The sequence below is a fragment of the Streptomyces sp. NBC_01537 genome (assembly GCF_045040445.1).
GTDB lineage: Bacteria > Actinomycetota > Actinomycetes > Streptomycetales > Streptomycetaceae > Actinacidiphila.
In genome coordinates this window covers 6,915,492-6,935,856 of the sequence record NZ_CP109392.1, presented here as the reverse complement: position 1 = coordinate 6,935,856, position 20,365 = coordinate 6,915,492, and the positions used below count along the sequence as shown (strand labels likewise).

15 protein-coding genes and 1 pseudogene are annotated in these 20,365 nt (G+C 70.8%); 5 read left to right on the top strand and 11 right to left on the bottom strand.

Going from position 1 to position 20,365, the window contains the following annotated elements:
- Position 1: 1 nt before the first annotated feature.
- Positions 2-2,134 (bottom strand): SpoIIE family protein phosphatase, encoded by a 2,133-nt coding sequence (locus OG607_RS31850; RefSeq protein ID WP_405730779.1) that lies wholly within the window; start codon positions 2,132-2,134, stop codon positions 2-4.
- A gap of 356 nt (positions 2,135-2,490) precedes the next feature.
- Between OG607_RS31850 and OG607_RS31845 the strand changes: the two genes are divergently transcribed.
- On the top strand, positions 2,491-4,356 hold the full coding sequence (locus OG607_RS31845) for a M1 family aminopeptidase (RefSeq protein ID WP_405730777.1): 1,866 nt from the start codon (positions 2,491-2,493) through the stop codon (positions 4,354-4,356).
- Between the two features lie 39 nt (positions 4,357-4,395).
- On the opposite strand, the gene OG607_RS31840 is transcribed toward OG607_RS31845, so the two are convergent.
- The 5 genes from OG607_RS31840 to OG607_RS31820 all read right to left on the bottom strand — a co-directional run bounded on the left by OG607_RS31840 (position 4,396) and on the right by OG607_RS31820 (position 11,694).
- Complete coding sequence (locus tag OG607_RS31840; RefSeq protein WP_405730775.1) at positions 4,396-6,081, bottom strand: hypothetical protein; 1,686 nt, start codon at positions 6,079-6,081, stop codon at positions 4,396-4,398.
- A complete protein-coding gene (locus OG607_RS31835; protein ID WP_405730773.1) occupies positions 6,078-6,791 on the bottom strand; it encodes an ABC transporter ATP-binding protein in 714 nt (237 codons plus the stop codon). The genes OG607_RS31840 and OG607_RS31835 overlap by 4 nt, the downstream gene beginning before the upstream one ends.
- A gap of 64 nt (positions 6,792-6,855) precedes the next feature.
- Positions 6,856-8,085 (bottom strand): metallophosphoesterase, encoded by a 1,230-nt coding sequence (locus OG607_RS31830; protein ID WP_405730771.1) that lies wholly within the window; start codon positions 8,083-8,085, stop codon positions 6,856-6,858.
- Between the two features lie 67 nt (positions 8,086-8,152).
- A complete protein-coding gene (locus tag OG607_RS31825) occupies positions 8,153-10,870 on the bottom strand; it encodes a molybdopterin-dependent oxidoreductase (RefSeq protein WP_405730769.1) in 2,718 nt (905 codons plus the stop codon).
- Complete coding sequence (locus OG607_RS31820) at positions 10,855-11,694, bottom strand: FAD binding domain-containing protein (protein WP_405730767.1); 840 nt, start codon at positions 11,692-11,694, stop codon at positions 10,855-10,857. The genes OG607_RS31825 and OG607_RS31820 overlap by 16 nt, the downstream gene beginning before the upstream one ends.
- 194 nt (positions 11,695-11,888) lie before the next feature.
- Here OG607_RS31820 and OG607_RS31815 point away from each other — a divergent pair, with 194 nt between their 5' ends.
- From OG607_RS31815 to OG607_RS31805, 3 genes are read left to right on the top strand one after another with little or no spacing between them, the layout of a single operon-like run.
- On the top strand, positions 11,889-12,548 hold the full coding sequence (locus tag OG607_RS31815) for a hypothetical protein (RefSeq protein ID WP_405730766.1): 660 nt from the start codon (positions 11,889-11,891) through the stop codon (positions 12,546-12,548).
- Between the two features lie 42 nt (positions 12,549-12,590).
- Entirely contained in the window at positions 12,591-14,186 is a 1,596-nt protein-coding gene (locus OG607_RS31810; protein ID WP_405737181.1) for a hypothetical protein, read from the top strand.
- A complete protein-coding gene (locus tag OG607_RS31805) occupies positions 14,183-14,878 on the top strand; it encodes a TIR domain-containing protein (RefSeq protein WP_405730764.1) in 696 nt (231 codons plus the stop codon). The genes OG607_RS31810 and OG607_RS31805 overlap by 4 nt, the downstream gene beginning before the upstream one ends.
- 29 nt (positions 14,879-14,907) lie before the next feature.
- On the opposite strand, the gene OG607_RS31800 is transcribed toward OG607_RS31805, so the two are convergent.
- On the bottom strand, positions 14,908-15,726 hold the full coding sequence (locus OG607_RS31800) for a macro domain-containing protein (RefSeq protein WP_405730762.1): 819 nt from the start codon (positions 15,724-15,726) through the stop codon (positions 14,908-14,910).
- Positions 15,727-15,975: 249 nt separating this feature from the next.
- Between OG607_RS31800 and OG607_RS31795 the strand changes: the two genes are divergently transcribed.
- Positions 15,976-17,337, top strand: coding sequence for a macro domain-containing protein (locus tag OG607_RS31795; protein ID WP_405730760.1), 1,362 nt, complete (start codon positions 15,976-15,978; stop codon positions 17,335-17,337).
- 144 nt (positions 17,338-17,481) lie between these two features.
- Here the strand turns inward: OG607_RS31795 and OG607_RS31790 are convergent.
- The 4 genes and pseudogenes from OG607_RS31790 to OG607_RS31775 form a co-directional block, all read right to left on the bottom strand.
- A pseudogene (locus OG607_RS31790) lies at positions 17,482-18,157 on the bottom strand (glyoxalase).
- Positions 18,158-18,162: 5 nt separating this feature from the next.
- Positions 18,163-18,348, bottom strand: a complete 186-nt coding sequence (locus OG607_RS31785) for a hypothetical protein (RefSeq protein WP_405730758.1) — start codon at positions 18,346-18,348, stop codon at positions 18,163-18,165.
- A 26-nt stretch (positions 18,349-18,374) separates the two neighbouring features.
- On the bottom strand, positions 18,375-18,785 hold the full coding sequence (locus tag OG607_RS31780; protein WP_405730756.1) for a VOC family protein: 411 nt from the start codon (positions 18,783-18,785) through the stop codon (positions 18,375-18,377).
- Between the two features lie 226 nt (positions 18,786-19,011).
- Positions 19,012-20,337: a GH1 family beta-glucosidase gene (locus OG607_RS31775; protein ID WP_405730754.1), complete on the bottom strand. Its 1,326-nt coding sequence runs from the start codon at positions 20,335-20,337 to the stop codon at positions 19,012-19,014.
- Between the last annotated feature and the right edge of the window lie 28 nt (positions 20,338-20,365).

The following is a 20,365-nucleotide window of genomic DNA, read 5'->3' as shown; positions in this document are numbered from 1 at the left end:
GTCAGGGGGCTGTGCCGGGCTCCGAAGCTTCGACGAGGGCGGCCGTGCCCGGCTCCAGCGCCTGTTCGGTCCAGATGGTCTTGCCGTTCGCCGCGTGGCGGGTGCCCCAGCGGGTGGTGAGCTGGGCGACCAGGAGCAGGCCTCGGCCGCCCTCGTCGAAGATCCGGGCCCGGCGCAGGTGCGGCGAGGTGGAGCTGCCGTCGGAGACCTCGCAGATGAGCGTGCGGTCGTAGATCAGGCGGAGCTGGATCGGATCGGCCCCGTAGCGGATGGCGTTGGTGACCAGTTCGCTGACGACCAGTTCGGTGACGAAACCGGCCTCCACCAGGCCCCAGGCGTCGAGCTGCTCGGCGGCGAGCCTGCGGGCATCGGCGACGACCGTGACGTCGGAGGGCAGATCCCATACGCGGACGTGGTCGGCGTCCAGCGCCCTGGTGCGCGCCAGCACGAGGGCGACGTCGTCGCGGGGGTCCTCCGGCAGCAGGGTGGTGAGCACCCGGTCGCAGCAGCTCTCCAGCGAGGCTTCCTGGTCGGCCAGCACCTGGCGCAGCCGGGTGATCCCGAGGTCCGGATCGTGGCCGGCGCCGTAGGACTCCACCAGTCCGTCCGAGAAGAGCGCGATGAGGCTGCCCTCCGGCAGCACCCGCTCGGTGGCCTCGAAGGGCAGCCCGCCCACGCCCAGCACCGGCCCGGCGCTGAGCTGCAGCACCTCCGTCGTGCCGTCCGGCAGGACCACGACGGGAGGAGGGTGGCCCGCGCTGGCGGCGGCCAGCGTGCGCGACACCGGATCGTAGACGGCGTACAGGCACGTCGCCCCGGTCTCCCCGGTCTCCCCGGTGTCGGAGTCCGCGTCGTCCTCGTCGCCGCCGCCGAGCCTGAGGACCAGGTCGTCCAGGTGTGCCAGGAGCTCGTCCGGCGGCAGGTCGACGTCGGCGAGGGTCTGCACGGCGGTGCGCAGCCTGCCCATGGTCGCCGAGGCCTGGATCCCGTGGCCGACCACGTCGCCCACGACCAGGCCGACCCGCGCCCCCGAGAGCGGGATGATGTCGAACCAGTCGCCGCCGATGCCGGCCCGCGAGTCCGCGGGCAGATAGCGGCAGGCCACGTCCGCCGCGGACTGCCGGGTCGGCCCGTGCGGCAGCAGGCTCTTCTGCAGGGCGAGCGCGGTGATGCGCTCACGGGTGTACCGGCGGGCGTTGTCCACGCACACGGCCGCCCTGCTGGCGAGTTCCCTGGCCAGCAGGAAGTCGTCCTGGTTGAAGGCATCGGGCCGGCTGCGCAGCAGTACCGCGACCCCCAGCGTGGTGCCGCGGGCCATCAGGGGCACCGCCATCAGCGAGGTGACGACGACACCGCGCAGCTTCTCCGCCCGCGCCGGCACCCCGGCGATCCACCGGTCGAAGTCCGGGTCCCCGCTCCCGCTGAGCACGGCCTGCCCGGAGTGCAACGCCCTGGCGGCCGGCGAGTACGGAGGGTAGGCGTCGGTCGCGCCCAGTCCGATCACGGCCTCGGGGGTCCCCTGCTGGGTGGACATGTGTGCCGCCCGGCGCAGCACGACGGTCGCGTCCAGCGGCCCGGTCGCGGGCTCCTCGCCGTGCATGACGGCCTCCAGCAGGTCCACACTGGCGAAGTCCGCGAACCGGGGAACCACCAGCTCGGCGAGCTCCTGCGCCGTACGGCCCAGGTCCAGGCTCATCCCGATCCGGACCGCCGCCTCGTCCAGCACCGCCAGGCGCTGCCGCGCCCAGTGCTGCTCGCTGCTGTCGAACCCGGCCATTCCGACCGCGCAGACCTCGCCCGACGCGTCCCTGATCGGCCACAGCTCCAGATTCCACGCATGCTCCCGGATCCCGGACGGCGCCCGCGTGAAGCTCTCGTAATGCGTGGCCTTCCCGGTCGCGGCCACATCGCGCAGCGCCCGCAGCGTGCCGAGCTGATCCACATCCTCGGGCAGGCCGTACGGGAAGGGGTGGCCGCGCAGGACGTCCTCGCCGAGCCCCATCACCTCGCAGGCCACGTCGTTCAGCCGCACATACCGCTGCTCCGTGTCGAACACGGACATCGAGAACGAGGCCTGCCGGAAGGCGTGCTCCACGAGCGCGCCCTCGTCGTCGTCCCAGCGTGCGGGGCCCATGTGATCAGTGTCACCCCGCACCGGGCCGCCAACAACCCGGGCGGCCGGCCCGCGGCGGTGACCGGACGGCTTTGCGTTCGCTCGTACAACCTGCGCGGTACCTGAACGGTCTGCAACTCCTACCGAACGCTCCGTTGACCAAAACGAGCGTTCGGCTTTACCTGACGTTCATGACTGGTTGACCGGTCGCCATGGGCGTGTGGTCCCCGGTCACGCAGCCCGGTTGAGCCAGGTCGTCACACCTGGAAGCTCTTGGCATGTTCGGGTCAAATCTGCGAGGCTTCCGAGAGCTGTCCCCCCGACCCCGGGGGGACACCGAGCAGGCCGGAACCCCGGCCGCCTCAAAGGAGTTTCGTGTGAGACCGATCCCCCACAAGGTCCTCGTCGCGAGCGCACTTGCCGTCACCGCGTTGGCCGCGGCCTCGCTCCCCGTCCCCTCGGCGGCGGCCGCGCCGCCCACGGCCCCGCTGGCGGCCGCCGCCTGCACCCCGGCCCAGGTGGTCACCAACGGCGACTTCGAGAGCGGCACTTCGCCCTGGAGCCAGTCGTCGACCACCGTGATCACCAGCCGCACCGGCCAGAGCGCCCACGGCGGCACCAGCTTCGCCTGGCTGAACGGTGTCGGCAGTACGCACACCGACACGCTCTCCCAGAGCGTCACGATCCCGTCCGGGTGCAGCACCGCCACCCTCACCTTCTGGCTGCACATCGACACCGCCGAGACGACCTCGTCCACCGCGTACGACAAGCTGACGGCGAAGATCGGCACCACGACGCTGGCGACGTACTCGAACCTCAACAAGGCCACCGGCTACGCGCAGAAGTCGTTCGACGTGTCGGCGTTCGCGGGCCAGACCGTGAGCCTCGCCTTCACCGGCACCGAGGACTCCAGCCTCCAGACGAGCTTCGTCCTCGACGACATCGCCCTCAACACCTCGGGGGACACGACCACCCCGCCCGCGGACTCCACACGTACCCCGGCCGCACCCTCGTACACCGTCAGCCTCAGCAGCAACACGAGCGGCACGGTGTGGACCGGCCACGAGAGCGCGACCTTCACCAACGCCTCCTCCACCGCGCTCAGCGAGGTGTACCTGAGGCTGTGGGACAACTACCACGGCACCTGCTCCGCCATGCCGATCACGGTCAGCAACGTCACCGGTGGCACCGCGGGCGCCCTCTCGGTCGCCTGCACGGCCCTGCAGATCGCCCTGCCGACCCCGCTGGCGCAGGGGCAGAGCGCCACGATCGGCTTCGACCTGGGCATCACCGTGCCCAGCGGCGCCGACCGGTTCGGCTACGACGGCGCGTTCAGCATGATCGGCAACGCCCTGCCCGTACTGGCGGTCAAGGACGGATCGGGCTGGCACCTTGACCCGTACACCAACAACGGCGAGTCGTTCTACTCCCTGGCCGCCGACTTCAAGGTGACCCTCGACCACCCGACCACCCTGCTGGTGCCCGCCACCGGCGCCTCGGTCGACGCCGCAGGTTCCAGCGGACGTACGATCACCACCGCCACCGCCTCCAAGGTCCGCGACTTCGCCTGGGCGGCCGGACCCTTCACCAAGATCTCCGGCACTTCGACCGCCGGCACACCCATCAACGTCTACTCCGTCTCGGGCATCAGCTCGGCCAACGCACAGTCCATGCTCACCACCGCCAAGACCGCCGTGGACGCCCACGCGGCACGCTTCGGCGCCTACCCCTACGGCGAGCTGGACGCCGTGATCGACAACAACTTCTGGTTCGGCGGCATGGAGTACCCCGGATTCGTCCTCGACCTGGTCAGCACCACGGCGCTCACCCACGAGATCGGTCACCAGTGGTTCTACGGGATCGTCGGCGACGACGAGTACAACAGCCCCTGGCTGGATGAGTCGTTCACCGACTACGCCACCGACCTCGCGCTGGGCAAGACCGGCACCAGCTGCTGGAGCAGCGTCTCGTGGGCCTCGACGGCGGAGAACATCACCAACTCGATGGCCTACTGGGACGCCCACTCGTCCCGGTACTCCACCGTCGTCTACGGCTACGGCAAGTGCGCCCTGCACGACCTGCGGCGTCTCCTGGGCGACACCGTCATGGCCAAACTGCTCAAGGACTACGCCACTTCGCACTGGTACGGCGTCTCGACCACGGCCGAGTTCAAGGCGGCCGCCCAGGCCGCCACGACCACGGACCTGACCTCGTTCTGGACCACGCACCGCATCGTCGGCTGACCTGCTCACCCGCTCACCCGCTGACCGATGACAGCTCGGTCAGCGGGTGAGTTTCACCGCGCGCACGTACATCCAGCGCAGCAGCCCGCCGGTGACGACCACGCTGGTGAGTGCCGCAGCCTCCGCTGCCGCCGGGGTCCCGCGGTGCAGCGCCAGCATGAACGGGACGGCCAGCAGCGCGAGCGCGGTGAGCGGCCCGGCCAGATACCAGATCAGGAACTGGACGGGCCCTGTGCCGCCGGCCGGGGACTGGGACGGGGCCATCAGCAGATGGAGCTTGCTCGCTCCCCGGCAGGCGTTGACCAGGCCCGCCGCCACGAGGGCGGGGACGGCCACGGGCGCGAGGACGGCTCGCGCCGGACCGCCCAGCGGAAGGATCACGGCTGCCGCCGCGCACGAGATGAGCAGGGCGACCGCTCCTGGCACGATCGCGTGGCGCAGCATCAGACCCGCGAAGGGATACGGCGCCCACGATGCGCGGCGGGTGTCGTCGGTCTCCACGCGGGCGGATTCCAGGAGCTGGGCCACCGCCCAGTAGCCGAGGGCCAGCGCCGCGAGAAGAGCGGCGACGGCGGTACCGCCGTGGGCGTTGACCGCGAGCCCCGCCGCCGGAACGGCGATCGCGGTCAGCACCACCGACCTGGCCACCGCGCCGGGCGCGCGAAGCAGCGCGACGCAGTCACGCCACGGCACGGCCAGGGCGGCACGGCGCGGCGCGCGCAGACGGAACCGCACGGGCCGCTCACCGCCCGCCGCCCCGGCGGCGACCTGGCGCGCGGCGCGCAGTTCGACCGTGAGCAGCGCGCTCATGACCCCGGACGCCGTACGCGAACGCTGCCGGACCGCCGCGAGCGGCAGGGCGCCGCCCACGGCCCGGTACGCGCGCACCAGGCAGGCGCAGGTGAGCGCCACCAGAAGACCGGCGGCGACCGGGCCGCCGGGTACCGCGGCCGGTGTGGGGGACAGCGCCGCGATCCCCGCCCAGCCCCAGGGACCGGACCACAGCTCGATCCGTTCGAGCCACGGCACGGCGTGCCCATCGGCGGCGAGCACGCTCTGCCCGGCGAGGGCGAGGAACAGCCCGCAGGCGTACGGCGTCAGCGAGCGCACCCATCGCGCGACCCGCGGACCGGTCTCGACCTCGACGCCGAGCGCGGTGGCGAGCAGCGGCAGGCACGCCCCGCCGACGAGACACCAGGCGAAGGCCGCGAGCGGCCCGACCCGGACCGTCAGCCCCAGCGTGACCGTGCCGATCGCGGCGGCCAGGACCCCGAGGCTCAGCGCGACCGCGCAGGACACCCACAACCACGGCCGCAGCACCCGCCCGACCCGTACCGGTTGCGCCAGCAGCCAGTCGACGCTCTCGCGCGGCGGGACCACCGGCCCGCGCCACAGCGCGTCACGGGCGCCGAGCAGCAGGCATCCCAGGGCGAGCGCGCACAGGCCTGCGGGCATCGCCGCCAGGATCGCCGGGCCGTGGCCGGTGTAGTCGGCGCCCATCGAGGCTTCCAGGAACAGGCCCATGCTGGGCATGACGCCCCAGACGACGGTGATGAGCAGCACGCAGTAGACGGCGTAGGCGATCTGACCGGCCCGCTTGCGCCGGTGCGGTGCGCGCAGCTCGCGCAGGAGCCGCAGCGTCTCGTCGGTCCACTCGTCCTCCCCGGACCAGTGGGCCGCCCGTTCCTCTGCCTCATGCTCGCCAAGCCGGGTGTCGGCGCTCACCCGGCCTCGCCCCCGATGGCGTACCCGTCGGCCAGTACGTCCTCGGGCGTGCCGTCCGCGACGATCTCGCCCTCGCGCAGCACCAGCACCCGGTCGGCGGCAGCGCGGGCGAGTTCCGCGTCGTGAGTGACGAGCAGCACGCCCACCCCCTCGGCGGTCTCCGCGCCGATCACGTCGGCCAGCCGGCGGCGGGCGCCGGGGTCCAGCCGCTGCTCGGGCTCGTCGAGCAGCAGCAGATCCCGTGGGCGTACGAGTGCGGACGCGAGCAGCAGCGACTGCAACTGCCCGGACGACAGCGCGGAGGGCAGGGCGTCGGAATGCGCGCTGAGCAGGCGCTCGGCGAGCACATGGTCGATCCATTCCTCCGCACCGTCCACCCCGTGGGCGACCGCCACGAGCTGGAGGTGCTCACGAACGGTGAGATCCGGGTAGCAGGCCGTGGTGTCCCCGACGACGGCCACCCGGGCCCGGACCCGGGGGTCGTTCTCGTCCATGGGCAGGCCGTCGAAGGTGACGGTGCCCGTTGTCGGGGTGTCCCGGCCGGCGGCTATCCGCAGGAGCGTGGACTTGCCGGATCCGTTGTGGCCGAGCAGCGCGGCGCACTCCCCCGCGTTCAGCGAGAGATCGAGGGGGTGCAGGACCTTCCGGCGGCCGTAGGTGCGGCTGACGCCGTTCAATCGCAGTAGCGGTACGGGGGCGGGTACGGGCACGGACCGGACTCCTCAAGGCCACGGACAACGGCGGGCTCGGGCCATTGTGCATGACCGCCGCAGGTCACACGGGCGACCGCAGGATGAGCAGGCTGATCTCGCTCGGTGCGAAGATCCGGAACGGCGGTCCCCAGTAGCCCGCACCGCGGCTGGTGTAGAGCTGGGTCCGGCCGCTGTGGCGGCTGAGGCCCTGCACCACGGGCTGGTCGAGTCGTACCAGGAAGTTGAACGGCCAGATCTGCCCGCCGTGGGTGTGGCCGGAGACCTGGAGGTCGACGCCGGCGGCAACCGCCTGGGCCACCTGCTTGGGCTGGTGGGCCACCAGGAGGACCGGCAGATCGGGGGCGGCGCCCGCGAGGGCGGCGTGGACGTCGGCGCGGTGCCCGGCCAGGCCGGAAGAGGCGGCGGTGCGGTCGTCCACGCCCGCGAGGATGAGCCGGTCGCCGCCGCGTTCGACGATGAGGTGGCGGTTGTGCAGCGACTCCCAGCCGAGCCTGGCCATGTGGTCGAGCCAGCCCTGGGCCTCACCGATGTACTCGTGGTTGCCGGTGACGTACACCCTGGCCAGGCGCGGCCGGACCGTCCCCAGTGGCGCGACCTGCTCCCGGCGCCTGGCGATCGAGCCGTCGGCGATGTCGCCGGCGTGGCAGACGATGTCGGGGTCCAGGGCGTTGACGGCGTCCGCGACCCGCGCCGACCACCTGGCCCGGTCGATGGGCCCGTAGTGGGTGTCGGCCAGAACGACCACCCGGGTCCCGTCCAGCCCGGGGCCCAGCCGGGGAAGCGTGACCTCGGTCCGCCGGACCCGGGGCAGCCGCATGGCCTCGGCGTAGCCCCACACCAGCAGCACCACGGCGATCACCGCCACCCCGAGGGCCACGCCCCTGGCCGCTTCCCGGCCCCCGGCCCCGGCGGCGGCCAGGGCGAGCCGCAGTACACCGCCGATGGCCGACCAGGCGAAGAGCACCCAGATCACGCCGAGGATGGTGTCGCCCGTACGAGCCGCCCAGTCCAGCTGCCGGTGGCCGTGGCCCAGGACCATCGCCACCGGGAAGGCGAGCAGCGTGGCCCCGAACAGCACACTCCCGCTCACCACGACCGGCGACGGCCACCCCGTGCCGGACGCCAGCAGCACCCACCACGGCAGAAAGAACAGCAGCCCCAGCACGGTGAGGAAGACGAGCCCGCCGATCCACCGGCGCCGCGCCCCCGCGGTCTCTCGCGCGGCGGGTTCCGCCGGCGGGTCCGCGGACTCCTGTCCCACGGTTTCCGTCGACTGATCGTCCAGCGCCATCCGTACCCCCACATCCGCTCGTGACGAGGTGAATCACTCCATCCTCGCACTGCCGTGCCGGCTCAGGTCAGGCCGTCCGCACCGACTGGCTTTCGTTGAGCCGGAGGTAGATCCGTTCCGGAGTCAGGGGCAGCGCACGGTAGCGAAGGCCCGTGGCGTCGTGGAGCGCGTTCGCCAGCGCGGGGGCCACCGGGTTGATGCAGCATTCCGCCATTCCCTTGGACCGCATGGGCCCGACGGAATCCGCCGAGTTCACCAGGAGCAGCTCGGTGCGGGGGATATCGGCGTAGGTGGGGATGCGGTAATTGCGGAGGTTGGGGTTGGTCATGACGCCGTTCGCGTCGACGTGATAATTCTCGGTCAGCGTGAAACCGATTCCCTGGGCGACACCGCCTTCCACCTGTCCCCGGACCTGCGCGGGGTTGATGAGCACGGCGGCGTCGGTCGCCTGGACGCTGTGAAGAACACGGATCTCCCCCGTCACCCGATGGACGGCTATCCGGAACCCCTGCGTATTGGAGACGACGCTTCGGGGCGATCCATATGCCTTACGGGCGGCGGTGAATCGAATTCCGCGCGCCCGGGCCAATTCGACGAGCTCGGCCAGCGAAACGCGCTGGTCGCCGCAGACGACATCCTCGTCGTCCATCGAGCACATCACGACATGGACGCCCGTGTGGGCGGCGGCGAACTCCAGGATGCGGTCGCGCACGGCGTTGGCAGCCCGAAGCACCGCGTTGCCCGCCACGAAAAGGCCCGCGCTCGCGAAGGCGCCGGTGTCGAATCCCGTGCGGTCGGTGTCGGACTGCACCAGGCGAATCCGCGACGGCGTCGTGCCCAGCTGGTTTGCCGCGATCTGGACATGCGCGGTCGACGTACCCTCGCCGAACTCGACCGTTCCGACGGCCAGCTCGTACACGAGATCGTCGCCCAGCGTGAGCCAGGCCTCTGAGACGTGTTCGGTCGGGGGCGCCGTCTCGTGCAGTGAACTCGCGACGCCGGTCCCGACGAGCCATCCGGGGCCGGGGGACGCCTCATCGGCGGTGCGGGCCAGGGCGTCACCCACCAGATCGATGCACTTCGCGAGCCCGTCCTCGGTGAACACCACGTCGTCGGGGCCGTCGTCCAGGGCTACCAGCGGATCCCCCGGTCGCACGATGTTGCGTCGCCGAAGTTCGAGCGGATCGATGTGCAGCGCGCGTGCCAGCTCGTCCATCGCGGATTCCACGGCGAACGCCGGCTGCGTCATCCCGTAACCGCGCAGCGCCCCGCTCGGAACGGTGTTGGTGTAGACGGAGAACGCGTCGTACTTCTTGTTGGGGCAGCGGTAGATCATGACGGCGGCGCCGCCCGCGTACAGCGTTTCGCCGCCGTGGTTTCCGTAGGCGCCGGTGTTCGACACATTGCGGACCTGGAACGCCGTGAGCGTTCCGTCCGCCTTCGCACCGAGTTTGACCGTCAACGCCATGGGATGCCGTGGCGAAGCGGTGGTGAACTCCTCCTCGCGGGTGTACTCGAAGCAGACAGGCCGCCCGGTGTCCAGGGTCGCGAGCGCGACCAGATCCTCCGAGATCACTTCCTGTTTGCCGCCGAAACCGCCGCCGACGCGTTTGCAGAACACGCGGAGCTGATCCGGGCGCAGCGCGAAAAGATACGCCAGTTTCACCTTGGCGATCGACGGCGACTGTGAACTGGTACGGACGTTCAGACGGCCGTTCTCCATCCAGGCGATCGAGCCGTGGGTCTCAAGATGCGCGTGCTGCACTCGTGGTGAGGAGTATGTGCCTTCGTGGATGACGTCGGCTTCATCGAACCCCGCGTCGATGTCGCCGATATGTGAATGGATCTCCAGCAGGATGTTCCGTACGGGATCGCGGACGAAGGGATCGTGCGCGCCGTGCAGTTGTGGCGCCCCCTCGGCCATTGCCTCTTCGGGGTCGAACACCGCCGGAATTTTCTCGTACTCCACGACGACCCTTCGGCAGCCCTCCTCTGCCGCCCCGACCGTGTCGGCCAGGACCGCGACGACGCGCTGGCCGACGAAGCGGACCGTGTCGTCGAGGATGCGGGTGTCGTCCGGATCGACCAGATGGTCGGTGTGGATGGCCGTGGTGAAATGCCTGCGCGGCACGTCTTCCCAGGTGTAGACCCGGTGCACGCCGGGGACCGCGAGTGCGGCGGTCTTGTCGATCGAGACGATCCGGGCGTGCGCATGCGGTGAGTGCAGCACCTTGAGGTGCAGCATGCCCTCGATGCGGGTGTCCATCGTGAACTCGGCGCGTCCGGTCACCACATCGTCGGCCGCCGGCGCACCGACACTCGTCCCGACGGCCTTTCCCGGCAGCGGTGTCTCCACACCGACGACGCCCTTCACCGCATCCTCGATGCCCCGATAGCCGGTGCAGCGGCACAGGTTGCCCTTCAACGCCCGTGGCAGGTCCGCTTTCTGGGCCTCGGTGAACGTAGCCGACGTCATGATCATCCCCGCGGTGCAGAAACCGCACTGGAACCCCGGTGCGTCGCGGAACTGTCGCTGCATCGGATGCAGGTCGCCGGGTGATCCGAGGCCTTCGATCGTCGTCACCTCACGACCGTCCGCCCGGAATGCGGGGGTGATGCAGCTGTGTACGGGACTGCCGTCCAGCCACACCGTGCACGCGCCGCAATCGCCCGCGTCACAGCCCTTCTTGACGCCATGGTGGCCGAGCGAGCGGAGGAAGGTGCGCAGGCACTGGCCGGGGTCCGGTTCCTCGTCGAAGGTCCTGCCGTTCACGACGTATGCCATGTCGGGTCCCCATCTGTGAGTTCGCGGCGAATCTCCTCGGCGAAGTGCTTCGTCAGGTGACGACGGTGGTCGGGGGTCCCATTGGGATCGGCGAACCAGACAGGGGCGGGGATGGCCTCGATGCTCTCCCGCAGAGTCCGGGCATCGGGCATGGCGTCGAAAGCGAAGCGCACCGGCCGTGTGGTGCCGGCCGTGACCGTGAGCAGCAGGTCGCTCGTCCCCGGCGTTTGCGTACCGATGAGGAATACCGTCGAGCGGCCGAGGCGGGTCAGCGTGAAACGGCGATGCACGGTGCGTTTCCTCAGGGCACGCGCCGGAATGTCGATGCGCCGCAGGATTTCCCCGGGAGCAAGAATGTTCCGGTTGTCGCCGGTCACGAAGTCGAGGGCGTCGACGATGCGCGAGGACCCGTCGGGGGCCCACAATTCGTACGCTGCCTCCAGCGCGACCGTCAGCGTGATCATCGGGCCGGCGGGCAGGGACATGCAGATATTGCCTCCGACGGTCGCCGAGTTCCAGACCTTGAACGAGGACAAGAACGCCTCGCAGCTTTTCGCGACAAGGGCGCCGGCGTTCCAGTCGTGCGGCGGCGCAAAGGCATACAGGTCGTGGATGGTGCACGTCGCACCGATGCCGAGGCCCGCGTCGCTCGGGACGAGGGGATCCCAGCGCAGTGTCGTCAGGTCGATCAGGCGGCGCAGGCCCGGCTGATCCGTGGAGTACAGCCACGTTCCGCCTGCGAGCCAGGCGTCGCCTTCGCGCCAGTCCATGCCCGGCCGGGCGGACGGTCGCCGGATGACTTCGGTGACGGTGTTGAGATCCATGGCTGTTCTCCCTCACGGCGGTAAGACCGGCGGGCGTATGGACTCGCCTCAAGGATATCGCGCGTCCCTGGTCACCGCTGATCGAGGAGGCCCACCTCGTCCGGCCCGGAAGCGGTTCGGAAGCGGATCGGCTCTGGCCACGGAAGCGGAGGGGCTGGTGGCATCAGAGGTGTCAACCAGCCTTGGAGTACCTCATGGACGACCCAGCCCTGCGGCCTCCCGTAGCGAGACCCGACACCGCATCGGGCCCGCCGATGCCCTACCGCGATGCGGGGTTGATTCCCCCCGCCGGGCCCGCCCGCACCTGGGGGCTCACCGTCATCGGCGTACCGCTGCTGCTCGTCCTGCTCCTGGGTCTGGCCGGCAGCCTGACGCACGATGACTCCGGCTCGGCCGGTGCGGCCGGGCCCTACTCGGGCCTCGGGACCGAGGCATCGGCCTGGCCGGAGACCTCGCCGGCAACGGCGTACCCCTCCGCCACTCCCGATACGGGACTGCCGGGGGATGTTTTCAGCGCCTCACCGGAGTCAACCACCGCCTCCGCCTCCGCGTCCCCGTCCCCGTCCGCGGAACCGCAGGCGGTCGTCGTCGCCTACTTCGAGGCGATCAACAACCGTGACTACCAGACAGCCTGGGATCTGGGCGGCAAGAACCTGGACGACGACTACGCCACGTTCGCCTCGGGCTTCGCCACCACCCAGCGGGACACCATCAGCGTCGTGTCCGTACAGGGGACCGACGTGCGGCTGATCCTCGACGCCCTGTCGACGGACGGCACATCGCGCTCGTACGACGCCACCTACACCGTCCGCGACGGTGAGATCACCAGCGGCAGGGCAACCCCGACCACCTGACCACCCGGGCGCACCAGGAGAACCGTCGTGACCACACAGGCACTGCATCCACACCCTCCCGGCCCGCCGCCCGAGGCGCCCCGGGGCCCCCGCGAGTACGCGCGGACCAAGGCCACCCGCCTGCTGTCCGCGGGCACTTACCTCGACCGCGGCTATCGCCGGGCCGTCATCCGCGAACTGCTGAAGAACCGCTTCCGGGTGGTCGCGCCGTCGTACGGCTACGACGCCGTGTCGGTGCTCGCGCACGCTCTCGCGGCCCGCCGGTTGCGCCGCATCCAGTTGAGCGTGGCCATCGGGTCGGGCGTCCTGCTCCTGATCCTGATGAACAGCGGCACGCTGGGCTTCCTCACCTGCGTACTGCTCCTGTGCTGGGTGCTGTGGGGCGCGGCCTATCTGCGCCGGGTCGTCACCCTGCAGATCCTGATGACCCGCCTGAAGGAGTCCGGCCCCAACGGGGGCTTTGACGGCTCCTACCCGGCCAACGGCAGCCTCACCGACGCCTTGATCCGCAAGATCGACCATGAGCAGTCCGCCGGCAGCGGCCTGGTCTTCTACGCCGGCTACCGGCCCTTCGTCGGCGCCGGTGAGCCCCTGCGCGACTGGTCGAACGCCCAACTGCTGCTCGGCGCGCCCAGGACCCGGCTCGCCATGCGCAAGGACGTCGACGGGTCCGGGCCCGACCTGGACACCGTGGAGCGCAGGGCCGTCATCCCGTTCAGCGTCCACGACATCACCGGCTATGTCGCCACCCGGATGGCCGGGGAACTGCGCGAGGAGGCCCGCCGGGACGAGCGCATCGAGGGGCTGACCATCGAGCAGCGCCGCTTCACCACGGCGATCCGGACGAACGACCGGACGCGCGGCGCGGGGTGGTCCGAGCTGCCCGGCGCGGACGACCTCCCGGGCATCCACTGGCAGGAGGACTACGACTCGGCCCGCGAGTACCTGTGCGTGCGCGTCGGGTCGTGGAACGAAGAGCTGGTGACCTCGATCTTCGTGGGGTTCGACCTCAAGGGCGACACCCTGCACACCGAGTTCTACACGTACGTCCTCGGGCCGCTCCTGCAGGACTTCCACCTCGTCGACCGGCTGCCCGACGCGTTCGACCGCCGCCTGGCCCTGCGAGTGGCGTGGGACATGGCCAGGGCCGTACCGCGCTGGTGCCTGGCGCTGCCTCTGCTGCCGCTGCGGGTCCTCCCCGAGCGCTTCCTGCCGCGGCGGCTGGGCCGGCTGGTGCGCCCCGGGCGGGGCGAGCGGACCGCCATCGGGTTCACCGCGGAGAGCACCGCGGTCGACAGGAGCGAATTCCGCCTGGGCCGCTATGTGACCAAGGCGGTCGACTGCGGCGCGCTGACAAGCGTCCGGGAAATGGCCACCAGCGACACCTACCACCATTTCTTCCAGCAGTCCGACGCCGTGAAGTACATGCAGGTCGTCGAGCGCCATCTGCTCCAGAACATCCGTACGTTCCTGAGTGACCACAACGTGGATCTCGCCGACCACGACCGTGCGCAGACCAACATCCTCTTCGGGGACAACAACCAGAACGTCTTCGGCGGGGAGAACAAGAACTTCGGCTACAACTACCAGCCCGCGGGCACCAACTCACCGAGCAGCCCAGGAGCACAGCCATCATGAGCGAGAGCAACAGGTTCGGGGACAACAACCAGAACATCATGGGCGGGAAGAACCAGGGCTTCGGCTACAACTACCATGCGGCGCCCGCCGCCGAGCCGCAGGCGCCCGGTGCGTCCGGCCAGGCGTCCGGGCAGGCCTCCGCCGAACACGGCCGCAGCCGCAGCGTCTTCGTCGTGCACGGCCGGGACGAAGAAGTACGGCAGTCGATGTTCGCGCTGCTGCGCCGGCTCGACCTGCGCCCACTGGAGTGGGAGGAACTGGTCCGGGCCACCGGCAGCACCGCGCCCTACCTCGGTGAAGTGGTCAGGAACGCGCCGTCCCAGGCGCAGGCGGCCCTGGTCCTGCTCACCCCGGACGATGTCGCCAAGCTCCACCCGCACCTGCTCGGCGACGCCGAGCCGGCCGACGAGACCCAGCTGACCGGCCAGCCCCGGCAGAACGTGCTGATCGAACTGGGCATGGTGCTGATGGCCTACCCCGAGCGGACCGTCATCGTCGAGGTCGGCCGGCTGCGGCACGTCGCCGACACCGCGGGCCTCAACGTCATCCGCTTCGACGGCACGGAGGCCGCCCTCGCGAAGATCGCCGCGCGGCTGAAGCTGGCCGGCTGTCTGCTCGACGACAGCCGGCCGGACTGGCGCGAGACCTGGCACTTCCGGAACCTGTCCGCGTACCGGCGTCTCGCCCCCTGATCGACTGCGGGCGACCGCGTGGTCCCGGCTCACGTGTCGTCCAGCCCCGACGCGAGAGCGCTCAGGAAGGCCGCCATCTCACGCATGTTGATCCGTTCCAGGTCGGCGGGCCGCACCACCACCCGCAGTTCCCGGCAGACCGCGCTCTCGCGTGACCGGGCGACGAACGACATCAGGATCAACCGCAGCAGGCTGTCCTGGTCGAGGTGGTCGAGCCGGGACAGTCCCGATCCGACCAGCGGCATGGCCACCCGCCCCATCTGGGCGTGCCGGTGCATCGCGTCCCACAGGCGGCTGAGGGCCGACCAGAGGTCCTCCGTACTGGAGGCGGCCACGCAGTCGTTGCCGATGCGGCTGTACGCGACGCCGAACACCAGTTGCGGACGGGTGCCCAGGACCGCCACGGTGCCCACCGGATACCGGTCCAGCTTGCCCAGCGGCTTGCGGTCCCGGTCCTCCCGCGCGACCGGTGCGACCGCGGCGAGCGCCGCGCTCAGCTCCGCGTCCAGGCGCTGTACGTCGCCGCCGTAGCGCCGGGCCAGCAACTGTGCCTGCACGCTGTCGCCGTTGATGACCGCGCCGCCGGCCGAAGCGGTGTCGAAGGTGTCGCAGAACCCGACGACGAGATGCGCCGACTCGTCGAACACGTCTCCCGACTCGACCACCACCGTCATGTCGGGCCGCCGGAACACCTGCTGCACCTGCGCCACCGGACGGGCCCGGCCCAGCCCCCAGGCCAGGCATGCCGCCGCCGACGCCACGGTGACCGCGCCGGGAACGGCAAAGCTGCGCGGAAGGAATTGCCCGGCGAACTGCAGGACCGCGGATATCCCGCCGAATGCCGCCATCGTGCTGCGGACGAAAACCTGCCGGGCGCGCCGCGAGCCGCACATCCGCCGCGGAAATCGCACGAGTATTCGCAAACGAGCCCGGGAACGCGCCCGGAATTCTCCTCGACGCCGTATTGCATCCAGCTCACCGGAATCACCCAAAGGCATGCTTTCCCCAAGGCATCATGATATTCTGCCCATCACTTGCGGAGCGGAGTGATGCGGCGGGGGGCGGCGCAGGTGGGTAAAGCAAAGGCGCGCATCCAGGTGAAAGTACTGGGGCCGGTCGGCCTCGAAATCGACGGAGTTCCGGTCCGGCTGACACCGCTGACGACCCGGCTGCTGGTTCGTCTGGTGGCCGCCGAGGGTGAAGCCGTGCCGGTACGGCAACTGCGCCGCGACGTATGGGGGCTGGCCGACGAGCCACGCCATCTGGCCCAGCGCAACCGCAACGAGGTGCAAAAACGCGTCCTGGAACTGCGGCGCGCCCTCGACCCCGGCCAGGACGGCAGCGCCGCCCGCGTCCTGCGCACCGAGCAGCAGGTCACCGTACACGGACCCGAGACCGCCTACCGCCTGGTGCTGCAGCCCGACGAACTGGACAGCGCACGGTTCACCACGGTCGTCGGCAGCGCCCTCCTCGCCCCGCCCGCCACGGCCGCCCACGGTCTCGCCGAGGCACTGTCCCTGGTACGCGGCCGGCCGCTGGCCGAGGTCAACGGCGAGGGCTTCGCGGCCCCCTTCATTCGCCGCCTCACCACCCTGCAGGACTCCGCCCGCCGTGAACTGGTCCGCGTCCAGGCCGATCTGGGCCGCCCCGACCTCGCGCTGCCGGTCGCCGAGCTGATCGCCCGCGACCACCCCGACGACCCCGAGGCGGCGCGCACCCTCGACGCCCTGCGGGCCGCGCTCCGCGCGCGCCACGGCGCCGAACTGCTCCGCCACAGCGTGCCGCTGCCCGGCCAGCGGGCAGACGTCGTCATCGTCCGCGGCGACCTTTTCGAGCAGACGGACTCCAACCTGGTGGTCGGTTTCACCGACACCTTCGACACCGAGACCGACCAGGACATCGTCATCAGCCGCGAAAGCGTGCAGAGCCAGCTCGTCGACCGCCTCTTCGCCGGGCGGCGCCGCCTGCTGGACGAGAAGCTCCGGACCGGGCTGCGCACGGTGGAGGCCGTCGGCACCGAGAGCGCCCGGACCAAGCCCCGCGGCCGGCGCGTCCGCTACCCGGTGGGCACGACCGTCGCCGTACCCGTCGACGGCCGCCGGGTGTTCGCCACCGCCTACTCGCGGCTCGGCAACGACCTGGTGGCCAGGTCCGGTCACGAGGATCTGCGGCTGAGCCTGGACAACCTCTGGGCCTCGGTGGCCGTGCACGGGCTGTTCAAACCGGTCGCCGTCCCGCTCATCGGCTCCGGGCTCGCCCGCGTCACCGACCTCGACCACGGCCAGCTCGCGGCCCTGATCGTCGACTCGTTCATCGGCGCCTGCCGCCGGTACCCCGCGCTCACGCCCGAACTGCGCATCGTCGTCCGCCCGGAGGACCTGGCCAGAACCGATCTCTCCCCGGTCGAGAAGCGCTTCCGCGAGCTGGAACCGGTACCGGGTCCGGACCACGGGCAGTGACCAGGGGCGGTACGGGTCGTACGCCCGACGCGAGGCCGGGCGGCTCCTGGCCTCCGCCCCCCGGTCCGGTGGGTTCCTCCGCATCTTTCGGCCCCCGTGCGGCATCATCCCGCCGTTCGCGCGGCCTGCCACCGCCGCCCGGCCTCACCCGATCAGTGGACCGCTCCCGGTGCTTCCGCCGGTAGGGGCCGTCCGCTTCCGGTCCGCTTCCGATTCCGAGGACGACTCCCACCCGAACCCGTCCGGGTCGGTGAAAGGCCCGGCATCGCCACCGATCGTGAGCCGGTGCGATCCGGTGCCGTCGGGAGAGACGCCGGCGTCCTTGGCAAGGGCACGGCGCCTGTACAGCGCCAGCTTGACGGGACTCGACCCGGCGGCGAACTCGACGTACATGCGGCCGAACCTCTTCGCCACCGCAAGGCCCTGGCAGACGTAGAACCGCTTGCTCGCGACCACGTCCGCGGCTCCCAGCAGGAGCACGATCTCGTCGACCTCCCGGGTGGCAGGGCCGGTGTCCTTTTTCGCCGAGGTCGCGACCTTCCAGATCGTCCCGTCCGGGGCGACACCGCCGTAGCCCCAGAGCGACTTCGCGGCGGGCTTGAGCGGTGTGGCGCCGGCGTCGAGGGCGGCGTCGATGAGGCTGTTGACGTTGGCCGGCTGGGACACCGTGAGCGCCATTGTGAACCCGCGGAAGCCGGTGGTGGGTGCCTCCGAGGCCCGCAGGCGTATCTGCGTGTCCAGCCCGAAGGCGGCGGTGTAGAAGCAGTCGGCGGCCGTGGGGGTCGGCCACGTCGAGGGTGACTGATTCGATGGATGCCATGCTCATCACGCTAGTTGCGGCTCGGCGACCGGCGCTTCTTGATTCCTGACCGGTGTCGGGCAGGCGCTGGGCGGCATGCCGGTCCGTTCGGTGACGTCGACGTCGCCACTGCGCAGCAGCGCCGTCGCGCGCTCGAGGTCGTTCAGGCGCTGCGCGGCGATGCGTGCGCGCGCCCATGCGGGGTGACACATGAGAGAACCCCTTTCCAGGTGACGGCTCAGCGAAGCTCCTGGATGCGGACCATGTTGCCCGCGGGATCGCGGAAGGCGCAGTCGCGGATGCCGTACGGCTGCTCAGTCGGCTCCTGGACGACCTCGGCGTCACCGGCCTGCACCTTCTCGAAGGTGTCGTCGAGGTCCCGGGTGGCCAGCAGGATCCAGCCGTAGGTGCCCTTGGCCATCATCTCGGCGATGGTGCGGCGCTCGTCCTCGGTGACCCCGGGGTCGGCGGCCGGCGGCGCCAGGAGGATGGACGTGCCGGGCTGGCCGACGGGGCCGACCGTGATCCAGCGCATCTTGCCCTGTCCGACGTCGCTGCGGACCTCGAAGCCGAGGGTGTCGCGGTAGAAGGCCACGGACGCGTCCGGGTCGTCATGCGGGAGGACGGTCGTGTGAATGGTGATGTCCATGTCGTCACGCTAGCCGCGGCCCACTGGCCGCGCTTCTCGTTTCCTGATCGATCCGGCCCCCGACGCGAGGGCGCGTTCCGTCCACGCCGAGAGAGCCCGGTATCCGCCCGGATACGTCACGATCGGTGCCGCCAGGACGGGGGCCGCCACCTGGGGGAAGGGCGCCCAGCCACAGGACGAAGGACTTGCGGCGGATCGACGAACCCATCGGCGAGCAGGTCTGCCGTCATCTCTGCCCGCGCAGCGCGTCACGCAGCCAGCGGTACGAGGCCTTCGGCGTCCGCTCCTGCGTCGCGAAGTCCACGTGGACCAGTCCGAAGCGGCGTGCGAAGCCTTCCGCCCACTCGAAGTTGTCCAGCAGCGACCAGACGAAGTAGCCGCGTACGTCGATCCCGGACTCCACAGCCCGGTGCAGTGCCCGTATATGGCCGTCCAGGTAGTCGATGCGCTGCTGGTCGTCCAGGCCCGGGTAGCTGCAGCCGTTCTCGGTGATCACCACGGGCGGGAGCCGGTCGCCGTAGCGCTGCCCGAAGCCCACCAGCAGTTCGGTGAGGGCTTCGGGGACCACCGGCCAGCCGAAGTCCGTGACCGGGACGCCCTCGATCTCCTGTACGGAGAAGGGGAGTTCGGCCGGGATGGCGACGCCGCCGAACTCGGCGTCCTCGCCCGTGGGCGCGCCCACCCTGGTCGGGGCGTAGAAGTTGATCCCGTACCAGTCGAGCGGCTCGGCGATGACCTTCAGGTCGGCCTCCACGTCGCCCGGCATCAACTCCCCGAGGCCGGACGGGTATTCGCCCAGCAGCAGGGGATCCGCGAAGAGGCGGTTGAGCAGCAGGTCGTAGAAGTCGGCCGCCTCCACGTCCGCCGCCTCGCCGGAGGCGGGCCAGGTCGGGCCGTGCGAGTTGGCGATGCCGATGTCCGTGGCACCGGCCGCGCGCAGGGCCCGTACGGCGAGGCCGTGGGCCAGCAGCTGGTGGTGCGCGACCGGCAGGGCGTCGAAGACCAGCCGCTTGCCGGGGGCGTGCGTGCCCAGCGCATGGCCCAGCAGGGTGTGCTCGGCGGGTTCGTTGAGGGTGATCCACTTCTTCACGCGGTCGCCGAGCCGCTCGGCGACGACCGCCGCGTACTCGGCGAACCGGGACGCCGTGTCGCGCTGCAACCAGCCGCCCGCCTCTTCCAGGGCCAGCGGCAGGTCCCAGTGGAAGAGCGTGGGCACGGGCCGCACCCCGGCCGCGCACAGCTCGTCCACGAGCCGGTCGTAGAAGTCGAGATCCCCCGACCGCACGCGCGGCCAGGACACCGAGAAGCGGTACGCGTCCACGCCCAGCTCGCGCAGGAGCGCCACGTCCTGCGGGTACCGGTGGTAGTGGTCGCAGGCCACCGCCGCCGTCGAGCCGTCCTTCACCCGCCCGGGCTCGGCCGTGAAGGCGTCCCACACGGAGGGCTCGCGCTGGTCGGCCGCCCCCTCGATCTGATGGGCCGAGGTCGAGACGCCCCACAGGAAGCCGTCCGGGAACTGAGGTATCGGGTCCGTCGCCATGCGCGCGATCATCCTTACCGTCGGTAAGGTATGTCAACGG

Coding starts and splice junctions, on each gene's coding strand:
- OG607_RS31850 (WP_405730779.1), bottom strand. CDS start 2,134: ATGGGCCCCGCACGCTGGGACGACGACGAGGGCGCGCTCGTGGAGCAC.
- OG607_RS31830 (WP_405730771.1), bottom strand. CDS start 8,085: ATGGCGCTGGACGATCAGTCGACGGAAACCGTGGGACAGGAGTCCGCG.
- OG607_RS31825 (WP_405730769.1), bottom strand. CDS start 10,870: ATGGCATACGTCGTGAACGGCAGGACCTTCGACGAGGAACCGGACCCC.
- OG607_RS31820 (WP_405730767.1), bottom strand. CDS start 11,694: ATGGATCTCAACACCGTCACCGAAGTCATCCGGCGACCGTCCGCCCGG.
- OG607_RS31815 (WP_405730766.1), top strand. CDS start 11,889: ATGGACGACCCAGCCCTGCGGCCTCCCGTAGCGAGACCCGACACCGCA.
- OG607_RS31805 (WP_405730764.1), top strand. CDS start 14,183: ATGAGCGAGAGCAACAGGTTCGGGGACAACAACCAGAACATCATGGGC.
- OG607_RS31800 (WP_405730762.1), bottom strand. CDS start 15,726: ATGGCGGCATTCGGCGGGATATCCGCGGTCCTGCAGTTCGCCGGGCAA.
- OG607_RS31785 (WP_405730758.1), bottom strand. CDS start 18,348: ATGTGTCACCCCGCATGGGCGCGCGCACGCATCGCCGCGCAGCGCCTG.
- OG607_RS31780 (WP_405730756.1), bottom strand. CDS start 18,785: ATGGACATCACCATTCACACGACCGTCCTCCCGCATGACGACCCGGAC.
- OG607_RS31775 (WP_405730754.1), bottom strand. CDS start 20,337: ATGATCGCGCGCATGGCGACGGACCCGATACCTCAGTTCCCGGACGGC.